General features: G+C 68.9%; 20 protein-coding genes and 1 pseudogene. 11 read left to right on the forward strand and 10 right to left on the reverse strand.

Annotated features, from left to right (window positions below; all coding sequences use genetic code 11):
- Positions 1–11: 11 nt before the first annotated feature.
- Positions 12–1,343, reverse strand: a complete 1,332-nt coding sequence (locus ACZ6ZP_RS20770) for an FG-GAP repeat domain-containing protein (protein ID WP_469407812.1) — start codon at positions 1,341–1,343, stop codon at positions 12–14.
- Positions 1,344–1,536: 193 nt separating this feature from the next.
- Positions 1,537–3,804 (reverse strand): (Fe-S)-binding protein, encoded by a 2,268-nt coding sequence (locus tag ACZ6ZP_RS20775; RefSeq protein ID WP_351167085.1) that lies wholly within the window; start codon positions 3,802–3,804, stop codon positions 1,537–1,539.
- A gap of 391 nt (positions 3,805–4,195) precedes the next feature.
- Between ACZ6ZP_RS20775 and dnaK the strand changes: the two genes are divergently transcribed.
- The 5 genes from dnaK to ACZ6ZP_RS20800 all read left to right on the forward strand — a co-directional run bounded on the left by dnaK (position 4,196) and on the right by ACZ6ZP_RS20800 (position 9,168).
- Positions 4,196–6,061, forward strand: coding sequence for a molecular chaperone DnaK (gene dnaK, locus ACZ6ZP_RS20780; protein ID WP_351167083.1), 1,866 nt, complete (start codon positions 4,196–4,198; stop codon positions 6,059–6,061).
- Positions 6,058–6,795: a nucleotide exchange factor GrpE gene (gene grpE, locus ACZ6ZP_RS20785; protein WP_351167081.1), complete on the forward strand. Its 738-nt coding sequence runs from the start codon at positions 6,058–6,060 to the stop codon at positions 6,793–6,795. Before dnaK ends, grpE begins: the two co-directional genes overlap by 4 nt.
- Before the next feature lie 41 nt (positions 6,796–6,836).
- The gene (gene dnaJ, locus ACZ6ZP_RS20790; protein ID WP_351167079.1) at positions 6,837–8,048 is read left to right on the forward strand and encodes a molecular chaperone DnaJ; all 1,212 of its coding nucleotides are present in this window, start codon (positions 6,837–6,839) and stop codon (positions 8,046–8,048) included.
- A gap of 1 nt (position 8,049) precedes the next feature.
- Positions 8,050–8,514 (forward strand): heat shock protein transcriptional repressor HspR, encoded by a 465-nt coding sequence (locus ACZ6ZP_RS20795; RefSeq protein WP_351167077.1) that lies wholly within the window; start codon positions 8,050–8,052, stop codon positions 8,512–8,514.
- A 105-nt stretch (positions 8,515–8,619) separates the two neighbouring features.
- The gene (locus tag ACZ6ZP_RS20800) at positions 8,620–9,168 is read left to right on the forward strand and encodes a hypothetical protein (protein ID WP_351167075.1); all 549 of its coding nucleotides are present in this window, start codon (positions 8,620–8,622) and stop codon (positions 9,166–9,168) included.
- Here the strand turns inward: ACZ6ZP_RS20800 and ACZ6ZP_RS20805 are convergent.
- From ACZ6ZP_RS20805 to ACZ6ZP_RS20815, 3 genes and pseudogenes are all read right to left on the reverse strand, one after another.
- Positions 9,165–9,344, reverse strand: coding sequence for a DUF397 domain-containing protein (locus tag ACZ6ZP_RS20805; protein WP_361466417.1), 180 nt, complete (start codon positions 9,342–9,344; stop codon positions 9,165–9,167). The two genes, ACZ6ZP_RS20800 and ACZ6ZP_RS20805, sit on opposite strands and share 4 nt — an antisense overlap.
- 1 nt (position 9,345) lies before the next feature.
- Positions 9,346–10,008 carry a DUF5753 domain-containing protein gene (locus ACZ6ZP_RS20810; RefSeq protein ID WP_469407955.1) on the reverse strand — a complete coding sequence of 221 codons (663 nt, stop codon included), beginning with the start codon at positions 10,006–10,008 and terminating at the stop codon, positions 9,346–9,348.
- A gap of 81 nt (positions 10,009–10,089) precedes the next feature.
- Positions 10,090–10,182, reverse strand: a pseudogene (locus tag ACZ6ZP_RS20815) (XRE family transcriptional regulator); the annotation flags it as partial.
- Positions 10,183–10,493: 311 nt separating this feature from the next.
- Between ACZ6ZP_RS20815 and ACZ6ZP_RS20820 the strand changes: the two are divergent.
- Positions 10,494–10,967: an ATP-binding protein gene (locus tag ACZ6ZP_RS20820; protein WP_351167071.1), complete on the forward strand. Its 474-nt coding sequence runs from the start codon at positions 10,494–10,496 to the stop codon at positions 10,965–10,967.
- Positions 10,968–11,329: 362 nt separating this feature from the next.
- Positions 11,330–11,707 carry a Uma2 family endonuclease gene (locus ACZ6ZP_RS20825; RefSeq protein WP_469407814.1) on the forward strand — a complete coding sequence of 126 codons (378 nt, stop codon included), beginning with the start codon at positions 11,330–11,332 and terminating at the stop codon, positions 11,705–11,707.
- A 192-nt stretch (positions 11,708–11,899) separates the two neighbouring features.
- Here the strand turns inward: ACZ6ZP_RS20825 and ACZ6ZP_RS20830 are convergent, their stop codons facing one another.
- From ACZ6ZP_RS20830 to ACZ6ZP_RS20840, 3 genes are all read right to left on the reverse strand, one after another.
- Complete coding sequence (locus ACZ6ZP_RS20830; RefSeq protein WP_469407816.1) at positions 11,900–12,874, reverse strand: helix-turn-helix transcriptional regulator; 975 nt, start codon at positions 12,872–12,874, stop codon at positions 11,900–11,902.
- Between the two features lie 114 nt (positions 12,875–12,988).
- On the reverse strand, positions 12,989–13,957 hold the full coding sequence (locus ACZ6ZP_RS20835) for a helix-turn-helix transcriptional regulator (protein ID WP_351167065.1): 969 nt from the start codon (positions 13,955–13,957) through the stop codon (positions 12,989–12,991).
- Positions 13,954–14,943 carry a helix-turn-helix transcriptional regulator gene (locus tag ACZ6ZP_RS20840; RefSeq protein WP_351167063.1) on the reverse strand — a complete coding sequence of 330 codons (990 nt, stop codon included), beginning with the start codon at positions 14,941–14,943 and terminating at the stop codon, positions 13,954–13,956. Before ACZ6ZP_RS20840 ends, ACZ6ZP_RS20835 begins: the two co-directional genes overlap by 4 nt.
- A 304-nt stretch (positions 14,944–15,247) precedes the next feature.
- Here ACZ6ZP_RS20840 and ACZ6ZP_RS20845 point away from each other — a divergent pair, with 304 nt between their 5' ends.
- Entirely contained in the window at positions 15,248–15,637 is a 390-nt protein-coding gene (locus ACZ6ZP_RS20845; RefSeq protein ID WP_351167061.1) for a hypothetical protein, read from the forward strand.
- Positions 15,638–15,778: 141 nt separating this feature from the next.
- Here the strand turns inward: ACZ6ZP_RS20845 and ACZ6ZP_RS20850 are convergent, their stop codons facing one another.
- Complete coding sequence (locus ACZ6ZP_RS20850) at positions 15,779–16,225, reverse strand: pyridoxamine 5'-phosphate oxidase family protein (RefSeq protein WP_361466405.1); 447 nt, start codon at positions 16,223–16,225, stop codon at positions 15,779–15,781.
- A gap of 182 nt (positions 16,226–16,407) precedes the next feature.
- On the opposite strand from ACZ6ZP_RS20850, the gene clpB reads away from it, so the two are divergent.
- Positions 16,408–19,041 (forward strand): ATP-dependent chaperone ClpB, encoded by a 2,634-nt coding sequence (clpB, locus tag ACZ6ZP_RS20855; RefSeq protein WP_383815813.1) that lies wholly within the window; start codon positions 16,408–16,410, stop codon positions 19,039–19,041.
- Positions 19,042–19,144: 103 nt separating this feature from the next.
- On the forward strand, positions 19,145–19,684 hold the full coding sequence (locus ACZ6ZP_RS20860) for a YbjN domain-containing protein (protein ID WP_351167055.1): 540 nt from the start codon (positions 19,145–19,147) through the stop codon (positions 19,682–19,684).
- Between the two features lie 100 nt (positions 19,685–19,784).
- Here the strand turns inward: ACZ6ZP_RS20860 and ACZ6ZP_RS20865 are convergent, their stop codons facing one another.
- Positions 19,785–20,993 carry a pyridoxal phosphate-dependent aminotransferase gene (locus ACZ6ZP_RS20865; RefSeq protein WP_351167053.1) on the reverse strand — a complete coding sequence of 403 codons (1,209 nt, stop codon included), beginning with the start codon at positions 20,991–20,993 and terminating at the stop codon, positions 19,785–19,787.
- A 771-nt stretch (positions 20,994–21,764) separates the two neighbouring features.
- Between ACZ6ZP_RS20865 and ACZ6ZP_RS20870 the strand changes: the two genes are divergently transcribed.
- On the forward strand, positions 21,765–22,283 hold the full coding sequence (locus tag ACZ6ZP_RS20870; protein ID WP_351167052.1) for a DUF2617 family protein: 519 nt from the start codon (positions 21,765–21,767) through the stop codon (positions 22,281–22,283).
- Positions 22,284–22,305 lie beyond the last annotated feature (22 nt).

Here is a 22,305-nt window from a genome sequence, read left to right on the forward strand (position 1 = left end):
CGGCGGACCTCCTACGCCCCGTCCCCCAGGGCGAGGAACTCCCCCGTGGAGAAGGTCAGTTGCGGCTTGCGCGCGACCAGGTCGACCTTCACCCCCGGATACACCCCCACCGTGTCCTTGCCCTCTCCCTCGTACGTCCGCAGGACCAGATCGGCCCGCTTGTCGCCGTCGAAGTCCGCGATGGCGAGGACCTGGGTGGTGCCCTTGGCGGAGGGGATCACGTTCGCCGACGCGTTCATGTCGAGCTTCGTCGTACGCCCCCGGAAGACCCGCACCTCACCGGCGCCGCCCCCGTTCCCGCTGCTCCCGCCGCTCATGATCAGCTCGCTCAGGCCGTCGCCGTCGAGGTCGCCGGTGTCCACGGCCACGTTCTTGGACTCCATGGTCCCGCGCTGGGTGCCGGGCACGTCGTAGCGCAGGGCGACCCCGTTCGGTCCCGCGACGGCGGCGTCCGTGCCCTTGCCCCCGCCGAAGCGACCGAAGGCGGTCTCCGTGCCCGCGGGGAAGAGCACCCCGGTCTCTGCGGGGCCCTTCGGGCCGCCCAGGACGAGGGCGCCTGCCGCGGTGCCGGACGCGTTCGCGGCCTTGCGGACCAGGAGGTCGTCGTAGCCGTCGCGGTCGACGTCCGTGGCCCTGCCGGTGACGAGGTCGTTGCCGGGCGCGGCCAGCGGCTTGCCCGCGGCGCGCGGGGCGCCGGACCGCTTGAACGGGCCGCGCAGGAAGGTGAGCCGGGCGCCGCTCGCGTGCAGGACGAGGTCGCTCGCGCCGTCCCCGTCGAAGTCCCCGCACACCGGCTGGTCGGACCAGTCGTTGCCGATGCGGGACTGCGCGGGCACCTTCACCTTCACGGCCTTGCCGGTCAGGCCCTTGGGCGAGCCGAAGAGGATCTGCAGCGGTACGGGCGGCTGGCCCAGGCCGTCGTACGGCGGATCGGTGGAGACCAGCAGATCGGTGAAGCCGTCCTTGTCGAGGTCGCAGGCCGCCTCCGACTCGAAGGACGCGGGCAACTCGCCCTTGGTGCGGGCCCCGTTGGCCCGCGCGCTCAGCAACTGCCGCGCGCCGGGCCGCAGTCCGCTGCCGGAGCCGTAGACGACGCCGATGCCCGCGTCGTCGCCGTGGCCGCTGTGCACCAGGTCGTCGAGTACGAGGTCGGGGGCGCCGTCACCGTTGAAGTCGTCCTCGACCTTGCTGCCCTTGCCCTGGGGGACGGGCTGCTGGGGTGCGCCCTTGCCCGCCATACTGACGGGCCGGTGGCGTGCGTCGGGCTTGCCCGCGGCGTCGTCGCTGCCGCCGCCGCATCCGGCCAGCAGCAGCGCGCAGCCGACCACGGCTGCCGTGCCCATGACACCCCCGCGCCTCGCGACACCGCCGTGTCTGACGTTACGAACGCCACGTATCCCGGCACTCCGCATGCCCATCACCCGCCCCGACCGCCCCACCCGACAACAACCAGCACATGATGCCCCCCTTCCGCGGGACACGAAAGGCCGGTCCCGCCCTGAGGGCGGAACCGGCCTTCGAGTCGCGCTACGGGTGTTACTTCACCGGCTCGGGCTCCGGCTCGTCCGCGGTCTCGGACTCACCGGCGGGGTCCACCGGGGTCTTCACGGAGTCGAGCAGCAGCTGCGCGACGTCCACGACCGTGAGCGATTCCTTCGCGGCGCCGTCGTTCTTCTTTCCGTTGACGGAGTCGGTCAGCATCACCAGGCAGAACGGGCAGGCGGTCGACACGATGTCGGGGTTGAGGCTGAGCGCCTCGTCGACCCGCTCCGTGTTGATGCGCTTGCCGATCCGCTCCTCCATCCACATCCGCGCGCCACCCGCGCCGCAGCAGAAGCCGCGTTCCTTGTGGCGGTGCATCTCCTGCTGGCGCAGGCCGGGGACGGCGGACATGATCTCGCGCGGCGGCGTGTAGATCTTGTTGTGCCGGCCCAGGTAGCACGGGTCGTGGTAGGTGATGAGGCCCTCGACGGGCGTCACGGGGATGAGCTTGCCCTCGTCGATGAGGTGCTGGAGCAGCTGCGTGTGGTGGATGACCTCGTAGTCGCCGCCGAGCTGCGGGTACTCGTTGCCGAGCGTGTTGAGGCAGTGCGGGCAGGTCGCGACGATCTTCTTGGCCGTCTTCGGCTTCTTGGTCGACTCGTCCTCGTCATCCTCGCCGAACGCCATGTTCAGCATCGCCACGTTCTCCTGGCCGAGCTGCTGGAACAGCGGCTCGTTGCCCAGGCGGCGGGCGGAGTCACCGGTGCACTTCTCGTCGCCGCCCATGATCGCGAACTTGACGCCCGCCATGTTGAGCAGCTCCGCGAAGGCCTTGGTGGTCTTCTTCGCCCGGTCCTCCAGGGAGCCCGCGCAGCCGACCCAGTAGAGGTACTCGACCTCGGTGAGGTCCTCGATGTCCTTGCCGACGACCGGCACCTCGAAGTCGAGCTCCTTGAGCCACTCCAGGCGCTGCTTCTTCGCCAGGCCCCAGGGGTTGCCCTTCTTCTCCAGGTTCTTGAGCATCGTCCCGGCCTCGGACGGGAACGCGCTCTCGATCATCACCTGGTAGCGGCGCATGTCGACGATGTGGTCGATGTGCTCGATGTCCACCGGGCACTGCTCGACGCAGGCGCCGCAGCTGGTGCAGGACCACAGGACGTCGGGGTCGATGACGCCGTTCTCCTCGGCGGTGCCCACGAGGGGGCGCTCGGCCTCGGCGATGGCGGCGGCCGGAACGTCCTTGAGCTGCTCCTCGGTCGCCTTCTCGTTGCCCTCCATGTCCTTGCCGCCACCGGCGAGCAGGTACGGGGCCTTCGCGTGCGCGTGGTCGCGCAGCGACATGATCAGGAGCTTCGGGGAGAGCGGCTTGCCGGTGTTCCAGGCGGGGCACTGCGACTGGCAGCGGCCGCACTCGGTGCACGTACTGAAGTCGAGGAGCCCCTTCCAGGAGAACTGCTCGACCTGGCTGACGCCGAAGACGTCGTCCTCGCCCGGGTCCTCCCAGTCGATCGGCTTGCCGCCGGACGTCATGGGCTGGAGCTCGCCGAGCGTCGTGGTGCCGGCCGCGTCGCGCTTGAACCAGATGTTCGGGAAGGCGAGGAAGCGGTGCCAGGCGACGCCCATGTTGGTGTTGAGCGCGACGGTGATCATCCAGATGAAGGACGTCGCGATCTTGACCATGGCGAAGAAGTACGTGAGGTTCTGCAGCGTGGACAGGTCCATGCCGCCGAACCACGAGACGAACGGGTACGAGATGAAGAACGACGCCTCGTAGCTGTCCACGTGGTGCTGGGCACCCTCAAGGGCGTGCAGCGTGAAGATGCAGACGCCGACGATGAGGATGACGGCCTCGACGAAGTACGCCTGGCCCTTCTTCGAGCCCGCGAAGCGGGACTTGCGGCCCGGCTTGTCGGGGTTGCTCAGCTGCCGGATGACGATCAGCGTCAGGATGCCGACGACGGTCATCGTGCCGATGAACTCGACGAACATGTTGTACGGCGCCCACTCGCCGATGATCGGCAGCATCCAGTCGGCCTTGAAGAGCTGGCCGATGGCGTTGACGATGGTCAGGAGCAGCGAGAAGAAGCCCACCGCCACGAACCAGTGCGCGACGCCGACGACGCCCCAGCGGTTCATGCGGGTGTGGCCGAGGAACTCCTTGGCCACGGTGACGGTGCGCTGCACGGGCTGATCGGTGCGGGTGCCTGCCGGGACGGACTGGCCGAGCCGCATGAACTGGTAGATCTGCACGATGGCACGGCCGAACAGCGCGACGCCGACCGCGATTAGGACCAGCGACACGATGATCGCGGCGAGTTGCATTTGGGGGCTCCTCGGGCCTGCGAGGCGAACTATTACTAAGCGGTAACTTATGCAGTCCGTCTGAGACTACCCACTTACTCAGCCGCACTGTAGCCAGCACGGCGGTGATCTGCGTCGCTCAGGCAACCCTTGCCGCGTCGGCGCCGTCACTTCGCCCGGGGGAGCGCCCCGCAGGGGCGCGGGGCTGGCGACATGGCGGCTCCGCCGCGTGGGCGCGACCAGCCACGACGGACCGGCAGCCGAGCGCCGCGCCACCGTTTGGGGGCCTCCAGGTTGCGCGTAAGCCCGGGATAAGAGTTGAGTGCCCCCGACTCAGCTCTGTTGACTCCAGCGAAGCGCTCATGCATCCTTGAGCCAGATCCACTCAAGAAGTACATCTGGAGGAATCGAAATGGCACGTGCGGTCGGCATCGACCTGGGCACGACTAACTCTGTCGTCAGCGTTCTTGAAGGCGGCGAGCCCACCGTCATCACCAACGCCGAGGGCGCCAGGACCACGCCGTCCGTCGTCGCCTTCGCGAAGAACGGCGAGGTGCTGGTAGGCGAGGTAGCCAAGCGCCAGGCGGTCACGAACGTCGACAGGACCATCCGTTCGGTCAAGCGCCACATGGGCACTGACTGGAAGGTGGACATCGACGACAAGGGGTTCAACCCCCAGCAGATCTCGGCGTTCATCCTGCAGAAGCTGAAGCGCGACGCGGAGTCCTACCTGGGCGAGAAGGTGGCCGACGCGGTCATCACCGTCCCGGCGTACTTCAACGACTCGGAGCGCCAGGCGACGAAGGAGGCCGGCGAGATCGCGGGCCTGAACGTCCTGCGCATCGTCAACGAGCCGACGGCCGCCGCTCTCGCGTACGGCCTCGACAAGGACGACCAGACGATCCTCGTCTTCGACCTCGGTGGCGGCACCTTCGACGTGTCCCTCCTGGAGATCGGCGACGGCGTCGTCGAGGTGAAGGCCACGAACGGCGACAACCACCTCGGTGGTGACGACTGGGACCAGCGCGTCGTCGACTACCTGGTCAAGCAGTTCAACAACGGCCACGGCGTGGACCTCTCCAAAGACAAGATGGCGCTCCAGCGCCTGCGCGAGGCGGCCGAGAAGGCCAAGATCGAGCTGTCCTCCTCCACGGAGACCTCGATCAACCTGCCCTACATCACGGCGTCCGCCGAGGGCCCGCTGCACCTGGACGAGAAGCTCACCCGCGCCCAGTTCCAGCAGCTCACGTCCGACCTTCTCGAGCGGTGCAAGAACCCGTTCAACAACGTCATCAAGGACGCGGGCATCCAGCTCTCCGAGATCGACCACGTCGTTCTCGTCGGTGGCTCGACCCGTATGCCCGCCGTCGCGGAGCTCGTCAAGGAGCTGACCGGCGGCCAGGACGCCAACAAGGGCGTGAACCCGGACGAGGTCGTCGCCATCGGCGCCGCCCTCCAGGCCGGTGTCCTCAAGGGCGAGGTCAAGGACGTCCTGCTCCTCGACGTCACCCCGCTGTCCCTCGGCATCGAGACCAAGGGAGGGATCATGACCAAGCTCATCGAGCGCAACACCACGATCCCGACCAAGCGCTCGGAGATCTTCACGACGGCCGAGGACAACCAGCCGTCCGTGCAGATCCAGGTCTACCAGGGCGAGCGCGAGATCGCGGCGTACAACAAGAAGCTCGGAATGTTCGAGCTCACGGGCCTGCCGCCGGCCCCGCGCGGTGTCCCGCAGATCGAGGTCGCCTTCGACATCGACGCCAACGGCATCATGCACGTGACGGCCAAGGACCTCGGCACCGGCAAGGAGCAGAAGATGACCGTCACCGGCGGCTCCTCGCTGCCGAAGGACGAGGTCGACCGCATGCGCCAGGAGGCCGAGCAGTACGCGGACGAGGACCACAAGCGCCGCGAGGCCGCCGAGTCCCGCAACCAGGGCGAGCAGCTCGTCTACCAGACGGAGAAGTTCCTCGCGGACAACGCGGAGAAGGTCCCCGGTGACGTGAAGACCGAGGTCGAGTCCGCCGTCGAAGAGCTGAAGGAGAAGCTCAAGGGCGAGGACACGGCGGAGATCCGCACGGCCACCGAGAAGGTCGCGGCCGTCTCGCAGAAGCTGGGCCAGGCCATGTACGCGGACGCGCAGGCCGCCGGTGCCGAGGGCGCTGCCCCCGGTCCCGAGGGTGAGGCCCCGAACATGTCCAAGGACGACGACGTGGTCGACGCCGAGATCGTCGACGACGAGAAGCCGAACGACGCGAAGGGCGGCGCCGCATGACCGAGGAGACTCCGGGCTTCGGCGAGAACGCCGAGAAGCCCGACGTCCCCTCCGGCGCCACCCCTGATGACGCGGCGCCGCAGGCCGCCGAGCCCTCCACCGAGGAGGGCCCGGCGGCCCCGGCCGGGGACGCAAGCAAGACATCCGCCCAGTCGGCTCAGTCCGCCCCGTCCGCTCAGGACGTGGGTCTGGTCGCTCAGCTGGACCAGGTGCGCACCGCGCTCGGCGAGCGCACGGCGGACCTCCAGCGGCTCCAGGCGGAGTATCAGAACTACCGCCGCCGTGTGGAGCGGGACAAGGTCACGGTCAAGGAGATCGCCGCGGCGAACCTCCTGTCCGAGCTCCTCCCGACCCTGGACGACGTCGGCCGCGCCCGTGAACACGGCGAGCTGGTGGGCGGGTTCAAGTCGGTCGCGGAGGCCCTGGAGACGGTCGTCGCCAAGATGGGCCTCCAGCAGTTCGGCAAGGAGGGCGAGCCCTTCGACCCGACGATCCACGAGGCCCTGATGCACTCGTACGCGCCGGACGTCACGGAGACGACCTGCGTCGCGATCCTGCAGCCGGGGTACCGCATCGGTGAGCGCACCATCCGCCCCGCGCGGGTGGCCGTGGCCGAGCCGCAGCCGGGCGCGCAGACGGTCAAGGGCGACGCGGAAGCCTCTGGGACCGCTGCTTCCACGGACTCCGCCGAACCGGCGGAGGACAAGGAGACCGGTGGCCCGGACGAGGGCTGACGTAACGGAGCTGTTGTGAAGCGAGAGGAGGGACGTCGGGGATGAGCACCAAGGACTTCATCGAGAAGGACTACTACAAGGTCCTCGGCGTCCCCAAGGACGCCACCGAAGCCGAGATCAAGAAGGCGTACCGGAAACTCGCCCGCGAGAACCACCCGGACGCCAACAAGGGCAACGCGAAGGCGGAGGAGCGCTTCAAGGAGATCTCCGAGGCGAACGACGTCCTCGGGGACCCCAAGAAGCGCAAGGAGTACGACGAAGCTCGTGCTCTCTTCGGCAACGGCGGCTTCAGGGCCGGCCCCGGAGCGGGCGGCGCCGGCGGTTCGTTCAACTTCGACCTGGGCGACCTCTTCGGAGGCGGCGCCCCGGGCGGTGGAGCGGGCGGCGCGGGCGGTGCCGGTGGCTTCGGGGGCGGTCTGGGTGACGTCTTCGGGGGCCTGTTCAACCGAGGCGGCACGGGCGCGGGCGGCGCGGGCACGCGTACGCAGCCCCGGCGCGGCCAGGACATCGAGTCCGAGGTCACGCTGAGTTTCACGGAGGCGGTGGACGGGGCCACGGTCCCGCTCCGGATGTCATCTCAGGCGCCCTGCAAGGCCTGTTCCGGCACCGGCGACAAGAACGGCACACCGCGCGTGTGCCCGACCTGCGTCGGCACGGGCCAGGTCACGCGGGGAGGCGGCGGCGGTTTCTCCCTCACGGACCCCTGCGTGGACTGCAAGGGCCGCGGGCTCATCGCCCAGGACCCCTGCGAGGTCTGCAAGGGCTCGGGCCGGGCGAAGTCGTCGCGCACGATGCAGGTCCGCGTTCCCGCGGGAGTGTCGGACGGCCAGCGCATCCGCCTGCGCGGCAAGGGCGGCCCCGGTGAACGGGGCGGTCCGGCGGGCGACCTGTACGTGGTCGTGCACGTCGACACCCACCCGGTCTTCGGCCGCAAGGGCGACAACCTGACGGTGACGGTGCCGGTGACGTTCACCGAGGCGGCACTGGGCGGCGAGGTGAAGGTCCCCACGCTGGGCGGCCCCGCCGTGACGCTGAAGCTGCCGCCGGGCACTCCCAACGGTCGTACGATGCGGGCGCGGGGCAAGGGCGCGGTGCGCAAGGACGGCTCGCGGGGCGACCTGCTCGTGACGGTGGAGGTAGCGGTTCCGGCCGAGCTCTCCGACACGGCGAAGGAAGCCCTGGAGGCGTACCGCAAGGCGACTGCGGACGATGATCCGCGGGCAGAACTGTTCCAGGCCGCGAAGGGAGCATGAGATGGACGGCCGTCGTCGACAGTCCAATTTTGGGCGGGCGTACCAACTGACAGACGAGACGCCGGTCTACGTCATCTCGGTGGCCGCCCAGCTGAGCGGGCTCCACCCGCAGACCCTGCGCCAGTACGACCGCCTGGGCCTCGTCTCCCCCGACCGCACGCCGGGCCGGGGGCGGCGTTACTCCGCCCGCGACATCGAACTGCTGCGCACGGTGCAGCAGTTGTCGCAGGAAGAGGGCATCAACCTCGCGGGCATCAAGCGGATCATCGAGCTCGAGCATCAGGTCGCCGCGCTCCAGTCGAGGGTGGCGGAGCTGTCCTCGGCGGTGGAGGGCGCGGCGGCGGCGATGCAGCAGCGCGAGGCCGCGGTGCACGCGTCGTACCGCCGCGACCTGGTCCCGTACCAGGACGTGCAGCAGGCGAGCGCGCTGGTGGTGTGGCGCCCCAAGCGGGCGACGGAGCAGTAGCGCGGTAGCTCTTAGTGGCTTAGTAGTCTGAGCAGGGGCCGGGAGGTGGCAACCTCCCGGCCCCTGCGCGTAGTCGGACGGTTTCTCCGGGGGAGTTGAGCGACGATGGCCATGGTGGGCCTGTTCTGGATCGCCGAGGGCGATGTGTACGTGGGCGCGAAGCCGTCCGGCCTGGCGGCGGGGGTGCGGCTGACGCCGGAGGGCATCGTGGCCCTCGGCGACAAGCAGTCGGGGTTCTACCCCTGGGACGAGGTGAGCGCCCTGACGGTGGAGGACGTACCGGTGAAGTCCCTGAAGGGCCAGGGCGCCGTGCTGCTCAAGTCCGTGAAGCGGCAGGTGGTCACGCTGGTGGACCTGGCCCTCACCGTGGGCCTCGGCGGCGCGGACGAGGCGCCGCTGATGACGGTACGTCTCGCATCACCGTCCGGCGAGACCGAGCTGGCGGCCTACATCGCCGCCACAGCCGCCGGCTACTCCCAGACGGAGTACGACCTGTCCCAGACGCTCCTGACCCGCATGACGCAGGGCGAGGCCACTCTGCGTACGACGCTGGCGACGATGGCGCAGTGGGGGCGGGCACGGGAGGGGGGCTCGCCGCGGGCGGCGGATCGCGAGAGGCTGCTGCGGGAGTGGACCGACGGGGGCGCCGCCTAGCCCTCTTCGGAGAGGGCGTTCAGCAGCGCGGCGAGGGTGCCGGGGCCGGTGGTCAGGATCGTCTCCGGGGTGTCGCTCTCGCGCAGACGGATGGTTCCGTCGGGGGCGGTGGCTATGTAGAGGCAGTTCGCCTGGTCCTCGCTGAATGTGGACTTCTGCCAGTCGAGTTGGGGCATGTCAGATCTCCTGGAGGCTGTAGAGCAGGTGCTGGATCAGACTCAGGGTGTCGCGTGAGTCGTGGGCGGACGCGGGTACCTTCGCGCCCAGGGGCGGCAGGGCTGTGGAGGAGAGGCGAGCGAATCGCGTCGTGTACTTGTCCACCGCCTCGCGCTCGTGCACGTAGAGAGAGGACGCCGGGGTCTCGACGAGAACGGTGTCCAGAGCAGCCCCGTGCGAGCCGATCAGCAGGAACGGGGTGCTGAAGGCGGAGAGCCCCTCTGCCGTGAACGGCAGCACCTGGATGGTGACATGGGGCATTTCGGCCATGCGGATCAGGTGCAGCAACTGTTTGCGCATCACTGCTGTGCCGCCGAATCGCACGTGCAGCGCGGCCTCGTGGATCACCGCATGCAGGGTCGGGGGCCGCTCTTGGGTGAGGATCTTCTGCCGCTCCATCCGGAACTGGACCGCACGTTCGAGTTCGCTCGTGGAGCGTTCGCTCTGGCTGGACATGAAGATCGAGCGTGTGTACTCGGCGATCTGGAGAACGCCGGGGATGAACAGTGACTCGTACGAATGCAGGGCATCGGCAGCTGCCTCCAGCTCTGCGAGGTCCAGCACGGGTTGAGGGAGGACCTGGCGGTAGGCGGTCCACCAGCCCTTGCCGCTTTCCTCGCTCATGGTGACCAGAGCTTCGACGAGGGGTTCCCGTGTGCACCTGTACGAGCGGCAAAGGGTCCGCAGCTTGTCCGAGGGAATGGCCGTGCGCCCAGCCTCGACATGACCGAGGTGGGCACGCCCCATGCCGATGAACTCGCCTCCCTCCGTTACGGAGTAGCAGGCCTGCTCACGCATCTTCCGCAACTCCGCGCCCAGGCGGCGCTGTCGCTCAGTGGTGCTCGTGCGGAGTGCCAACGTAAGTCCTCTTTCCGCAGGTTGCCGTCAGTGTGCCCCGTCTGAGCTGCGGGGTCCATTGAATGTGACGAATAGGTTGCACACGGTAACCCTCACTCCCTACTGTAAGTGTCGCGCCAGTCACTCACTGGAGCCCCTGAAGCCCCCTGCCCACAAGCCGAAAGGCACCCACCGCACCCCCCAGGCACGCGTGGGCAACGCCATCGTCGCCCGGCAGGGCCCCTCACCCCCTCCCGACGGGAGCAACCGTCATGCCGCCAGACCGCCCCCACGCCACCGCCCACCGCCCCGCCCAACTCGCTTACGACTACAGCCTGTTCACCCCGGGCGACGCGACATCACCCAAGGTCTGCCGGGACTTCGTACGCACGGTGCTCCACACCCTGGACCGAGAAGCGCTGGCCATGCCGGCGACCCTCTGCACCTCGGAACTCATCACGAACGTGCACCTGCACACCAAGGGCTCCGCGATGCTCCGCATCCTCCTGACCCTCACCCGCCTGCGGGTAACCGTCTTCGACGAGAGCCCGGACCCCCCGATCGTGGTGGCGCACCCCGCAGCCGGGGCGGCCGCCTGCTGGGGGCGGGGGCTCGCCCTGGTCGCGGACCTGTCCGACACGTGGGGCGTCGCGGACGACAGGGCGGGGCGGTACGCGAAGGGGGTCTGGTTCGAGCTGGGGGAAGCCGGGGCGGGGGAACCGTTCCGCCCTCACCGCATCGGGTGACCGGGGGAGATTCCCCTGGTCGGCCCCACCCACGTACCTACTGTGATCGCGTTGCTTGTGCCGCGAGGACGCCGAGCCCACACGGAGGTGCGCCATCATGACCGCTCTTGCAGCTGAGAGGCCCAAGACCATGCCTGACACCGAGACCGAGCCGGCCCCGTCCGCCGTCGAGCTGGACGAGGTGCTGTGGCAGGCATGGAAGGCGATGGAACTCCCCGAGGGCTACCGCGCTGAAATCATCGAGGGAGCCATCGAGGTGTCGCCCACCGGTCGCATCGCCCATGCCCAGATCGTCAACCGGCTGCGAGATGCCTTGGCGTTGACCTTGGCCGAGTCAGTACGCGTCTTACAACGACACGAATGTGGTCCACGGGCGCAAGACGTGGATCCCGGACTGCCTCGTCGCTCCCAGGGAGCTGGAGCCCCACGTCGACGCCGAAGGCATCGGCGTCGAGGTCGCCGGGGTGAGTCTCGTCGTCGAGGTCGTCTCGCCGGGCCGCGAGCGCCGCAGGCGTGACCGGGCGCGGAAGCGCCGCGAGTACGCCCGCGTCGGGATCCCCGTATACGTGATCATCGACGACTACGACGGCACCGTCACCATCCTGACCGAGCCGCAGCCGGAGAAGGCGGATTGGATCGGCGTCCACCGAGTCCCGTACGGGACGGAGGTCGCGATCCCCGAGGGGCCTGCCAAGGGGTTCACGATCAGCGAGGCGATCACGGGGGCGCGGCGGGGGTAAGGGGACGGGGCTATGGCCGAGTCGGCCATCGAGCCGGTGCCACCCCGAGTGTTCCTCGATACGGCATCGTGAGGGGCGACTGCGCGACCTCGCCGTCCGCGATGGCGCAATCGTGAGGGGATAGTTCGGGCGGGGGCAAAATGGTGCAGATGTGGGCGCACGGGTGGGCTGGTTGTTCGCGTCTGCGGCGACTCAGGCTTCCGGGTCGAGGATCGCGGACTGGCTTATGAGATAGCCGAGTTGGGCCCGGCTGCGGCTTCCGAGGGTGGTGGCGAGTTTGGCGATGTGGACGCGGGCCGTGCGGATGTTCATGCCGAGTCGGGCGGCGACTTCGGCGTCGGTGAGGCCCTCTACGAGGAGGGTGGCTATGGCGCGCTGGCGGGGCGTGATGCCGTTCTCGGAGGGCTGGGGAGCGGCCTGGGGCCACATGGGGGTGGCCAGGCGCCACAGCCGCCAGAAGGTGGTGGCGAAGTACTCGACGAGGCCTGGATGGCGTAGTTCGAGGGCCATGCTGCGGTCCCCGCTGGCCGGGATGAAGGCCACCGTTCGGTCGAAGACGAAGAGCCGCTCGGTGACTTCGTCGAGGGTGCGGGCCTCGGCATCTCCGTCGAGCTGCTCGAAGTGTGCGAGCACGGGCAGGGCATGACGCGTCGTGTGCTGGTAGAGCGTGCGCATGCGGCAGCCGCGGCTGAGGATCGCCTGGTCTCGAGGAAACGCTTCGGCCAAGGCCTCCGGAGGGCGGGTGCCGCCGGGCTGGACGGCGAGGAACTCCTCGGTGACGTCACGCATGGCCCGCTCGATGGCCGCGTTGATGCGCTCGAGCCCGTCGAGGACGGTGATGGCGGGAGCCTCTTCGGCGGATTCTGGCTCCGCGTCCAGAGCGATGAAGGGCTCGAGCGCCGAGGTGAGCCGTGCCTCGAGCTGCCGCTGGTCTTCGATGTGGTCCTCGAAGGTGCGAAGCAGGCGGGGCAGGGCGACGGCGGGAGCAGTGGGGTGCAGCCACCGAATGTCGTCCAGGCTCGGGTGAAGGAGGCCGAAATCGACGAGGCAGGGGGTTTCCTCGGCGTCCTCGCTCCGGATGCGGCCCGCACGCAAGGCGCGGGTGTAGACGTCCAAGCCGGTCCCACAGAGCTGCTCGACGGTGTGCGGTACGTGCTGCACGGCCATGCGCGCTCCCTCCTGTCCTGGTTGAAGCGACGCGATTCTATGCAGGGGCCAAGCGCTTTTCGGAGGCTGCGGCACGGTTGAAGTGTGTTTTTCTCCGGGCTTCCGTTCTCGTGGCTAGCGGTCGAGAATCCCGGACTGGCCTATGAGATAGCCGAGTTGGGCGCGACTCTCACTGCCGAGCGTGGTGGCGAGTTTGGCGATGTGGACGCGCGCTGTGCGGACGTTCATGCCGAGGCGGGTGGCTATCTCGGTGTCGGTCAGGCCCTCGATGAGGAGAGTGGCTATGGCGCGCTGGCGGGCGGTGATGCCATTCTTCGTGGGCTGCGGTTCCGTGTTCGGGAACATGGGCGTCGCAAGACGCCACAGGCTGTGGAACGTCGTGACGAGGAAGTCGATGACGGCGGGATGACGCAGTTCCAGGGCGATGGAGCGGTCCGTAGTGGCGGGAATGAACGCAACGGTGCGGTCGAAGACGAGCAGCCGATCTGTCACCTCGTCCAGAGTGCGCACTTCGACGTCGCCATCGAGCTGCTCGAAGTGGGCCAGGGTCGCCAGGGAATGGCGCGTCGTGTGCTGGTAGAGGGTCCGCATCCGGGCCCCTCGGGTGAGCATCGACTGCTCGGGTGGGACGGCGTTCGGCAGCAGGTCTGCCGGCCGGGCACCACCGGGCTGGATCGTGAGGACTTCCTCCGAAGTCGCCTCCACGGCCCGGTCGATGGCTTCGTTGATCTCGGCGAAACTCCTCAACACGGTGATGGCGGAGTCGTGCGCAGCCGGGACGGTGCCTGTCCTGATCGTCATGAGCGGCTCGAACGCCGCGGCCAGCCGGGCCTCGCGGCGGCGGTGGTCCGCGACGCGTTCGGCGGCCGTCGCCAGGAGCTGTGGCAGGGCGACGGCGGGGGCCCTGGGTTTCAGCCACTGCGGGTCCGACTCGTCCGGGTACAGAAGGCCGAAGTCGACCAGGCATGGGGCCGGTTCCGCGTCCTGGCTCGCGACGCGATTCTCCCGTAGAGCCCGGATGTACAGCTCTGACCCCACGTCGCACAACTCACCGGGGGCGTGGGAGTGGGGTTCCGCCGTCATCTGGGACGGTCCTGGTCCAGGATGCCGGACTGGGCGATCAGAAAGCCGAGTTGGGCGCGGCTGCCGCTGCCCAGGGCGGCGGCGATCTTGGCTATGTGGGCGCGGCAGGTACGGACGTTCATGCCCAGGCGGCGGGCGATGGCCTCATCCACGTGACCTTCGATGAGGAGCTTGGCGATGGTGCGCTGCACGCCGGTGATGCCGTCGGTGGAGGGAGCGTACGGAACCTCGTCGAGGAGCGGGGTAGCCGACTGCCACTGCTGCTCGAAGACCTTGGCGAGGTACTCGACCAGGGCGGGATGGCGGAGTTCGAGGGCGACGTCGCGATCGGCGCGGGCGGGGATGAGCGCGATGGCGCGATCGAAGATCATCATCCGGTCGATCACCTCCTCCAGGGTCCGTATCTCTACTTTCTCCTGGGCCATGCGCGCCGCGTAGGCAAGGGTGCCCTGGCTGTGCCGCATGGTGTGTTGGTAGATGGTGCGCATCGAGACACCGCGGTCCAGGACGCTCTGCCCGCGCTTGAGCGCGATGTTGAGGGTCTGCTCGCTGCGGCCGCCGCCCGGCTGGACGGTGAGCACCTCCGTACGGCACTCCTCCGTCGCGCGTTCGATGGCCGCGTTGATGCGGGCCTCGCCCTCCAGGACGGTTATCGCGTGGGTAGCCGGTTCCTCACGTGCTGTGATGGCCATGAATGGCTCGAAAATATCGGCCAGTTGAACGGCCAGGTTTCGGCGGTCCTTGATTTCTTGCTCGATGGGGTGGAGTCGCTGTGCGAGTGCCGCGGACGGCGAAACGGGCCGCAGCCAGTTCGCGTCGTCCGGATCCGGGTGGAGAAGAGCGGATTCCAGTAGGCAGGGAGCGTTCTCGGCCTCCTCGCGCGGCAGACGGCCATTGCTGAGAGCACTCGCGTACAACCTCGACCCCTCTCCACAAAGGGGGACGGCAGGGTGAGGATGTGTCGGTTTCGCACCTGTTGTAAGCAAATCTCCACCCCCCAGGGTCCTGTACGTGCAGGAACATGATGCATCCACCCTGTGGCTTTGACGTGCTCGATTGAGACATCGTCTTGTTGTGCCGGGGGAGAGGAACCTACCAAGTGAGGACGAAGCCGACCATGTTTAAGCGCATGCTTCGCTCGGTGCTTGTCACCACCTTCTCCGCAGGGCTGACGTTGGGTGTGCTGAGCACTCTCGATCTCGGGTGGCACAGCGAGCCGTCGAGTACGAATTCCGTTTCAGCTCCGCCGACGGATCTGGGTTGGCACGTCGCCCCGGCGGGAGCAGGCGCATGAGTACTCCCCCCGACGACCGCACCTTCCGTCGAGAAATGGCCACCGCCTACCGCTCCGGTTGGCACTTCATCGATCTCGCCACCGCGATACCCCACGCAGGCGACTCGTTGATGGTCACGCTCCTCGGTGAGCCGGTGGTCGTCACCCGTGACGACGAGGAGGAGATCCGGGCCTACCGGTGCCTCCGCAAGCCGCGGGGCGCCCCACAGCCCGTGCGGTGTGCCATTCGGTACGGGATGGTCTTCGTCAATCTCGACCGGCGTGACCACCAGGTGGTCGGCGAGCCCGGCCGGCCCGGCGAGCAGCAGGATCAGCAGAGTTCCAGCACCACCAGCACCACCACCAGCACTACAAGAGCCATCACAGCCACCCCCCGCAGCGCCTGACGCGATCCCCCGTCGTTGTACATCGCGCAGGTGCTTCCCCCAGCAGCGGCGCCACCGTGGACCTGAACACGGTGGCGCCGCTGTGGTGTGTGCCGAGAAACTGTGTGCCGAGAAACTGTGTGCCGAGGAAACCTCGGGGCGCTATGCCTCGGCGCCGGCCTCGATGCCCAGCGCCGCCCTGCTGCCCATCGCCCGCGTCAGCCTGATCTCGATCACCACGCGGTTCGGATTCACCCGGGGAGCCCTCTCGTACCGCTCCTTGTAGCGCCGCTCCCCCTCCGCGATCTCCGCGGCCTCCGTACGCACGCTCGCGTACCCCTCCAGCGTCGCCCAGCGCCGCCCGTCGACCTGGCAGACCGCCACCCGTGCCCCCTCCGGGGCCCCGGCCGTCGCCCGGAGGACGTGGGCGACCTTCGCGCTCGTCCTGCTCGCCAGGACGCGGGCCACGCCCGCCTCCGGGTCGTACGTCACGCCGACCGGCACGACGTGCGGTGTGCCGTCGGGGCGCAGTGTCGTCAGCGTGCACAGGTGCCGTTCGCGCCAGAAGCTGAGGTAGGTGGGGGTCGGGTGGTGCGGGTCCATGGCCATGGAGCGAACCTAACCGCCGGCCCGCGGCGGCTGCCTCCGCCTCCCTTGAGTGGAATAGACTCAACTTTATGTACGCTGTTTAAGTCAGGTGGGCGAGGGCTACCCGATTCGTCGGGGCCACCCGAGCCGCCGGGCCACCCCAGCCGCCAGGCCGTACGAACCGCTAGGAGGAGACGACTCACGTGGACGCCGAGCTGACCAACAGGAGCCGGGACGCGATCAACGCGGCCAGCAACCTCGCCGTGAAGGACGGGCATCCCGACCTGACCCCCGCGCATCTGCTGCTCGCGCTGCTCGAGGGGCAGGACAACGAGAACATCACCGATCTGCTCGCCGCGGTCGAGGCCGACCAGGCCGCCGTCCGCGCCGACGCCGAGCGAGGACTCGCCGGACTGCCCAGCGTCACGGGCTCCACCGTCGCGCCCCCGCAGCCCAACCGCGACCTGCTCGCGGTCATCGCCGACGCCTCGCAGCGGGCGAAGGAACTGGGCGATGATTACCTCTCCACCGAGCATCTGCTGATCGGCATCGCCGCCAAGGGCGGTCCCGCCGGTGAGGTCCTGGGCCAGCACGGGGCCACCGCCAAGAAACTGCTCGACGCGTTCGAAAAGGCAAGGGGAGGACGCCGGGTGACCACACCGGACCCGGAGGGTCAGTACAAGGCCCTGGAGAAGTTCGGCACCGACTTCACCGCAGCCGCCAGGGAGGGCAAGCTCGACCCCGTCATCGGGCGGGATCAGGAGATCCGGCGCGTGGTGCAGGTCCTGTCCCGGCGCACGAAGAACAACCCCGTCCTGATCGGCGAACCCGGCGTCGGCAAGACCGCCGTCGTCGAAGGGCTCGCGCAGCGCATCGTGAAGGGCGACGTACCCGAGTCGCTGAAGAACAAGCGGCTCGTCTCGCTCGACCTGGGGGCCATGGTCGCGGGCGCCAAGTACCGCGGCGAGTTCGAGGAGCGGCTCAAGACCGTCCTCTCCGAGATCAAGGAGAGCGACGGGCAGATCATCACCTTCATCGACGAGCTGCACACCGTCGTGGGGGCGGGGGCGGGCGGTGACTCCGCCATGGACGCCGGGAACATGCTCAAGCCCATGCTCGCCCGCGGCGAGCTGCGGATGGTCGGCGCCACCACCCTCGACGAGTACCGCGAGCGGATCGAGAAGGACCCCGCCCTCGAGCGGCGCTTCCAGCAGGTCCTCGTCGACGAGCCGAGCGTCGAGGACTCCATCGCCATCCTCCGCGGCCTCAAGGGGCGCTACGAGGCCCACCACAAGGTCCAGATCGCCGACAGCGCGCTCGTCGCCGCCGCGGCGCTCTCCGACCGGTACATCACCTCGCGCTTCCTGCCCGACAAGGCCATCGACCTCGTCGACGAGGCCGCCTCCCGGCTGCGCATGGAGATCGACTCCTCCCCCCTGGAGATCGACGAGCTCCAGCGCGCCGTCGACCGGCTGAAGATGGAGGAGCTGGCCCTCAGCAAGGAGACCGACCCCGCGAGCAAGGAGCGCCTCGAACGGCTGCGGCGCGACCTCGCCGACAAGGAGGAGGAGCTGCGCGGGCTCAACGCACGCTGGGAGAAGGAGAAGCAGTCCCTCAACCGCGTCGGTGAGCTGAAGGAGAAGCTCGACGAGCTGCGCGGCCAGGCCGAACGCGCGCAGCGCGACGGCGACTTCGACACCGCGAGCAAGCTCCTCTACGGCGAGATCCCCGCCCTCGAACACGACCTGGAGGTCGCGTCCGAGGCCGAGGAGGAGGTCTCCAAGGACACGATGGTCAAGGAGGAGGTGGGTCCCGACGACATCGCCGACGTGGTCGGCGCCTGGACCGGCATCCCCGCGGGCCGCCTCCTGGAGGGCGAGACGCAGAAGCTCCTGCGCATGGAGGAGGAGCTCGGCAAGCGGCTCATCGGCCAGACCGAGGCCGTGCAGGCGGTGTCGGACGCCGTGCGCCGCACGCGCGCCGGGATCGCCGACCCCGACCGCCCCACCGGCTCCTTCCTCTTCCTGGGCCCGACCGGCGTCGGCAAGACGGAGCTGGCGAAGGCCCTCGCGGACTTCCTCTTCGACGACGAGCGCGCCATGGTCCGCATCGACATGAGCGAGTACGGCGAGAAGCACAGCGTGGCCAGGCTGGTCGGCGCCCCGCCCGGGTACGTCGGCTACGAGGAGGGCGGCCAGCTCACCGAGGCCGTACGCAGGCGCCCGTACAGCGTCGTCCTGCTCGACGAGGTCGAGAAGGCGCACCCGGAAGTCTTCGACGTGCTGCTCCAGGTCCTCGACGACGGGCGGCTCACCGACGGACAGGGGCGGACGGTGGACTTCCGCAACACCATCCTCGTCCTGACCTCCAACCTGGGCAGCCAGTACCTCGTGGAGCCGACGACGTCACCGGAGGAGAAGAAGCAGCAGGTCCTGGACGTCGTGCGGGCCTCTTTCAAGCCGGAGTTCCTCAACCGGCTCGACGACCTCGTCGTCTTCTCCGCGCTCAGCAAGGACGAGCTCGCGCACATCGCCGAGCTGCAGATCGACCGCCTCGCCAAGCGCCTCGCCGAGCGCCGGCTGACCCTCGAGGTCTCCCCGGACGCGCTGGCCTGGCTGGCGGACGAGGGCAACGACCCGGCGTACGGCGCACGGCCGCTGCGGCGCCTCATCCAGACGTCCATCGGCGACCGCCTCGCCAAGGAGATCCTCTCGGGCGAGGTGAAGGACGGGGACACGGTGCGCGTGGACACCTTCGGCGATGGCCTGATCGTCGGCCCGGCGACAGGAGGGTCAGCCGGACAGACAGCCGGAAATACAGCGGGAAAGTCGCTGTGAGGCGCTCCAGGAGGGCATAACCCGGTCACATCGGGGGCGGGGGTTGCGGGCCCCCGCCCGACATGGGGCAGGATGGCGGAATCCGTACGAAGGGACTAAGCACGTGAGCATCGACCCGTCCTCGATTCCGAATTTCGGGGGACAGCCCGAACCGCAGCAGGGCGATGGACCGGCGGGCCCCGTTGTCCCCGACCAGGACCTGGTCAAGCAGCTTCTGGACCAGATGGAGCTCAAGCACGTCGTCGACGAAGAGGGAGACCTCGCGGCGCCGTGGGAGGAGTTCCGCACGTACTTCATGTTCCGTGGCGAGGGTGACCAGCAGGTCTTCTCGGTGCGGACGTTCTACGACCGCGCGCACGGTATCGAGGAGAAGGCCCAGATCCTCGAGGCGATCGACGACTGGAACCGCCGCACCCTGTGGCCGAAGGTCTACACGCACACCCACGACGACGGCACCGTCCGCCTCATCGGCGAGGCGCAGATGCTGATCGGCACGGGCGTCGCGCTGGAGCACTTCGTGTCGTCGACGGTCAGCTGGGTGCGGGCCGCGATCGAGTTCGACAAGTGGCTCGTCGAGCAGCTCGGCCTCGAGGCCGAGGTCGACGGCACCGAGGGTGAAGAGAAGCCCGAGGACCAGGCCTAGTCCACGCGACTGGTCACGTCACGACGAGAGCCCGGCCGGGACACCCCGGCCGGGCTCTCGCACGTGCACCGATGACTAGACCGACTCGCCCATACGACGGCTACAGCGACTTCAGCCGGGAGACCGCCTCCGCCAGGACCTCGTCCTTCTTGCAGAACGCGAAGCGCACGAACGGCGCACCGGCCTCCCGGTGGTCGTAGAAGACCGCGTTCGGTACGGCGACCACGCCGACGCGCTCGGGCAGGGCCCGGCAGAAGGCGAAGCCGTCGGACTCGCCGAGGCGGCGGATGTCGGTGGTGATGAAGTACGTGCCCGCCGGGCGGTAGACGTCGAAGCCCGCCGCCGTCAGGCCCTCGCTCAGCAGGTCCCGCTTGGCCCGCATGCCCGCGCGGAACGACGCGAAGTAGGAGTCGGGCAGGGCGAGCGCCTCGGCGATCGCGTACTGGAACGGGCCCGACGACACGTACGTGAGGAACTGCTTCGCCGAGCGGACCGCCGTCACCAGCTCGGGCGTGGACGTGATCCAGCCGACCTTCCAGCCGGTGAACGAGAACGTCTTGCCCGCGGACCCGATCGTCACCGTGCGCTCGCGCATGCCGGGGAAGGAGGCGAGCGGGATGTGCGCCGTGTCCTCGCCGTCGTCGAAGACCAGGTGTTCGTAGACCTCGTCCGTGACCACCAGGAGGTCGCGCTCGACGGCGAGCTTCGCGATCTCGGTGAGTTCCGCGCGGGTCAGGACCGTGCCGGTCGGGTTGTGCGGGGTGTTCAGGAGCAGCAGCCGGGTGTGCGGCGTGATCGCGTCGCGCAGTTCGTCCAGGTCGAGCCGGAAGCGCCCCTCGGCGGCGTCCGGGCGCAGCGTCACGGGGACGCGCTTGCCGCCGGCCAGGGCGATCGAGGCCGCGTACGAGTCGTAGTACGGCTCCAGGGCGATCACCTCGTCGCCGGGCTCGACCAGGGCCAGCAGGGACGCCGCGATGGCCTCCGTGGCGCCCGCGGTGACCAGGACCTCGCGGTCGGGGTCGTACGTGAGGCCGTAGTGGTGGCGCTGGTGCTCGGCGACGGCGGTGCGGAGCTCGGGGATGCCGGGGCCCGGCGGGTACTGGTTGCCGCGGCCGTCGCGCAGGGCGCGGACCGCGGCCTCGCGGATCTCCTCGGGGCCGTCCGTGTCCGGGAAGCCCTGGCCGAGGTTGATGGCGCCCGTTTTCACCGCAAGGGCGGACATCTCGGCGAAAATCGTCGTACCGAACTCGGCGAGGCGGCGGTTGAGCAGCGGGCGCCCGCTCCCGGATGTGGAGGTCATGGCCGCCATCCTGCGCCGAACCTCCGGACTTCCTCAACTCACGCACGGCGAGTGGGAGAAGCACGAGGCTCTCCGGGGAGAACCCTCTGAACTTCCTCAACTCTGCTTTGGGCCGGCATACGCGAGGGCATTCCCCTTTCACACACGCACAACATGCAAAAAGAACGCGGACCCACGGGGGGCCTGCTTCGGGGGAACGGAAAGGGGCGTGAAGGTCATGATCCTGGTCTTCGTGTTTGTCGCAGTGGTTCTGATCGTCGGACTCGCGGTCTACGCCGGAAGGCGCGGCAGCGGTGGCCGGTCGTACTCGGGGGCATCCGGTGCGGCGGGTTCCGGCGGTGGCTGGTGGGCCGGCGGCGGCGACAGCGGCGGCGGCAGCTCCTGTGGCGGCGGGTCTTCGTGCGGCAGCAGCTCTTCGTGCGGCGGGGGTGGCGGAGGCGGTTGCGGCGGTGGCGGAGGCAGCTGACACGGGGCAGCTGGTCCGTCCATCTGTTGAAGTGCCCGGCGGGAGGCAACTCCTGCCGGGCACTTTCTCGTTGAGCCATTGAACAGTTGAACTGTGCAGCCCCCGAGGGGATGGAAACCCTCCGAAGTTGGGTAAAAACGCTGTGGCAGTGCAGCAGTCCATGATTCCCTCTTAATCGTCAGCACCGCCCTCGTGCGGACGTCTTGGACATACAGGTCGTTCGCTCTCGTGGGCACGAGCCGGCATTCCGACCTCCCGGTGTTCCGATCGGGTGCGCCGGCACCACCTCCATTGCGTGTTAGCGGAGCCGACCCATGCTCACGACCCTGAAGACTGTCTATACCGACACGTGCGCCGCGGACCTCGCCTGGACCCTGGGGCGCGAGCCGCTGCCCGCGCTCGCCACGCTCGAACTCGAACTCGCCGGTGCGAGAATGGAGTTGCGGCTCCTGGGGGCATCGCACCAGGTCATCCTCGAAGAGGAGCAGGGCACCTGCTCCGAGACCGTCGCCTGCATCCCCGGCAGCAGTACGCCCCTTCCGCTCGGTGTCTCCAAGCGGCTGGGCGAGTGGGAGTACGAATTCGCGGCGCGCGTCGAGACCCTCTCGCGCGGCCAGTTCGCGGGCCGCGCACAGGAACTGCTCGCCCTGGTGGCCGAGCATCCGCACGGCCTCGCCGGGGTCTTCCCCGGCAGCCCGCACGCGTTCACGGCGATGCTGGCGCAGCGGCACGAGGGCTCGGTGCAGTGGCGTACCTGGCACGCCTACCCCCAGGACGGGCAACTCGTGGCGACCCGCACCCGAGTGGGCGTTCGGATGCCGGCGGTGCTCTGACCGCGGGCCGACCGGGGCGCGA

It is taken from the genome of Streptomyces sp. NPDC054047 (genome assembly GCF_055585065.1).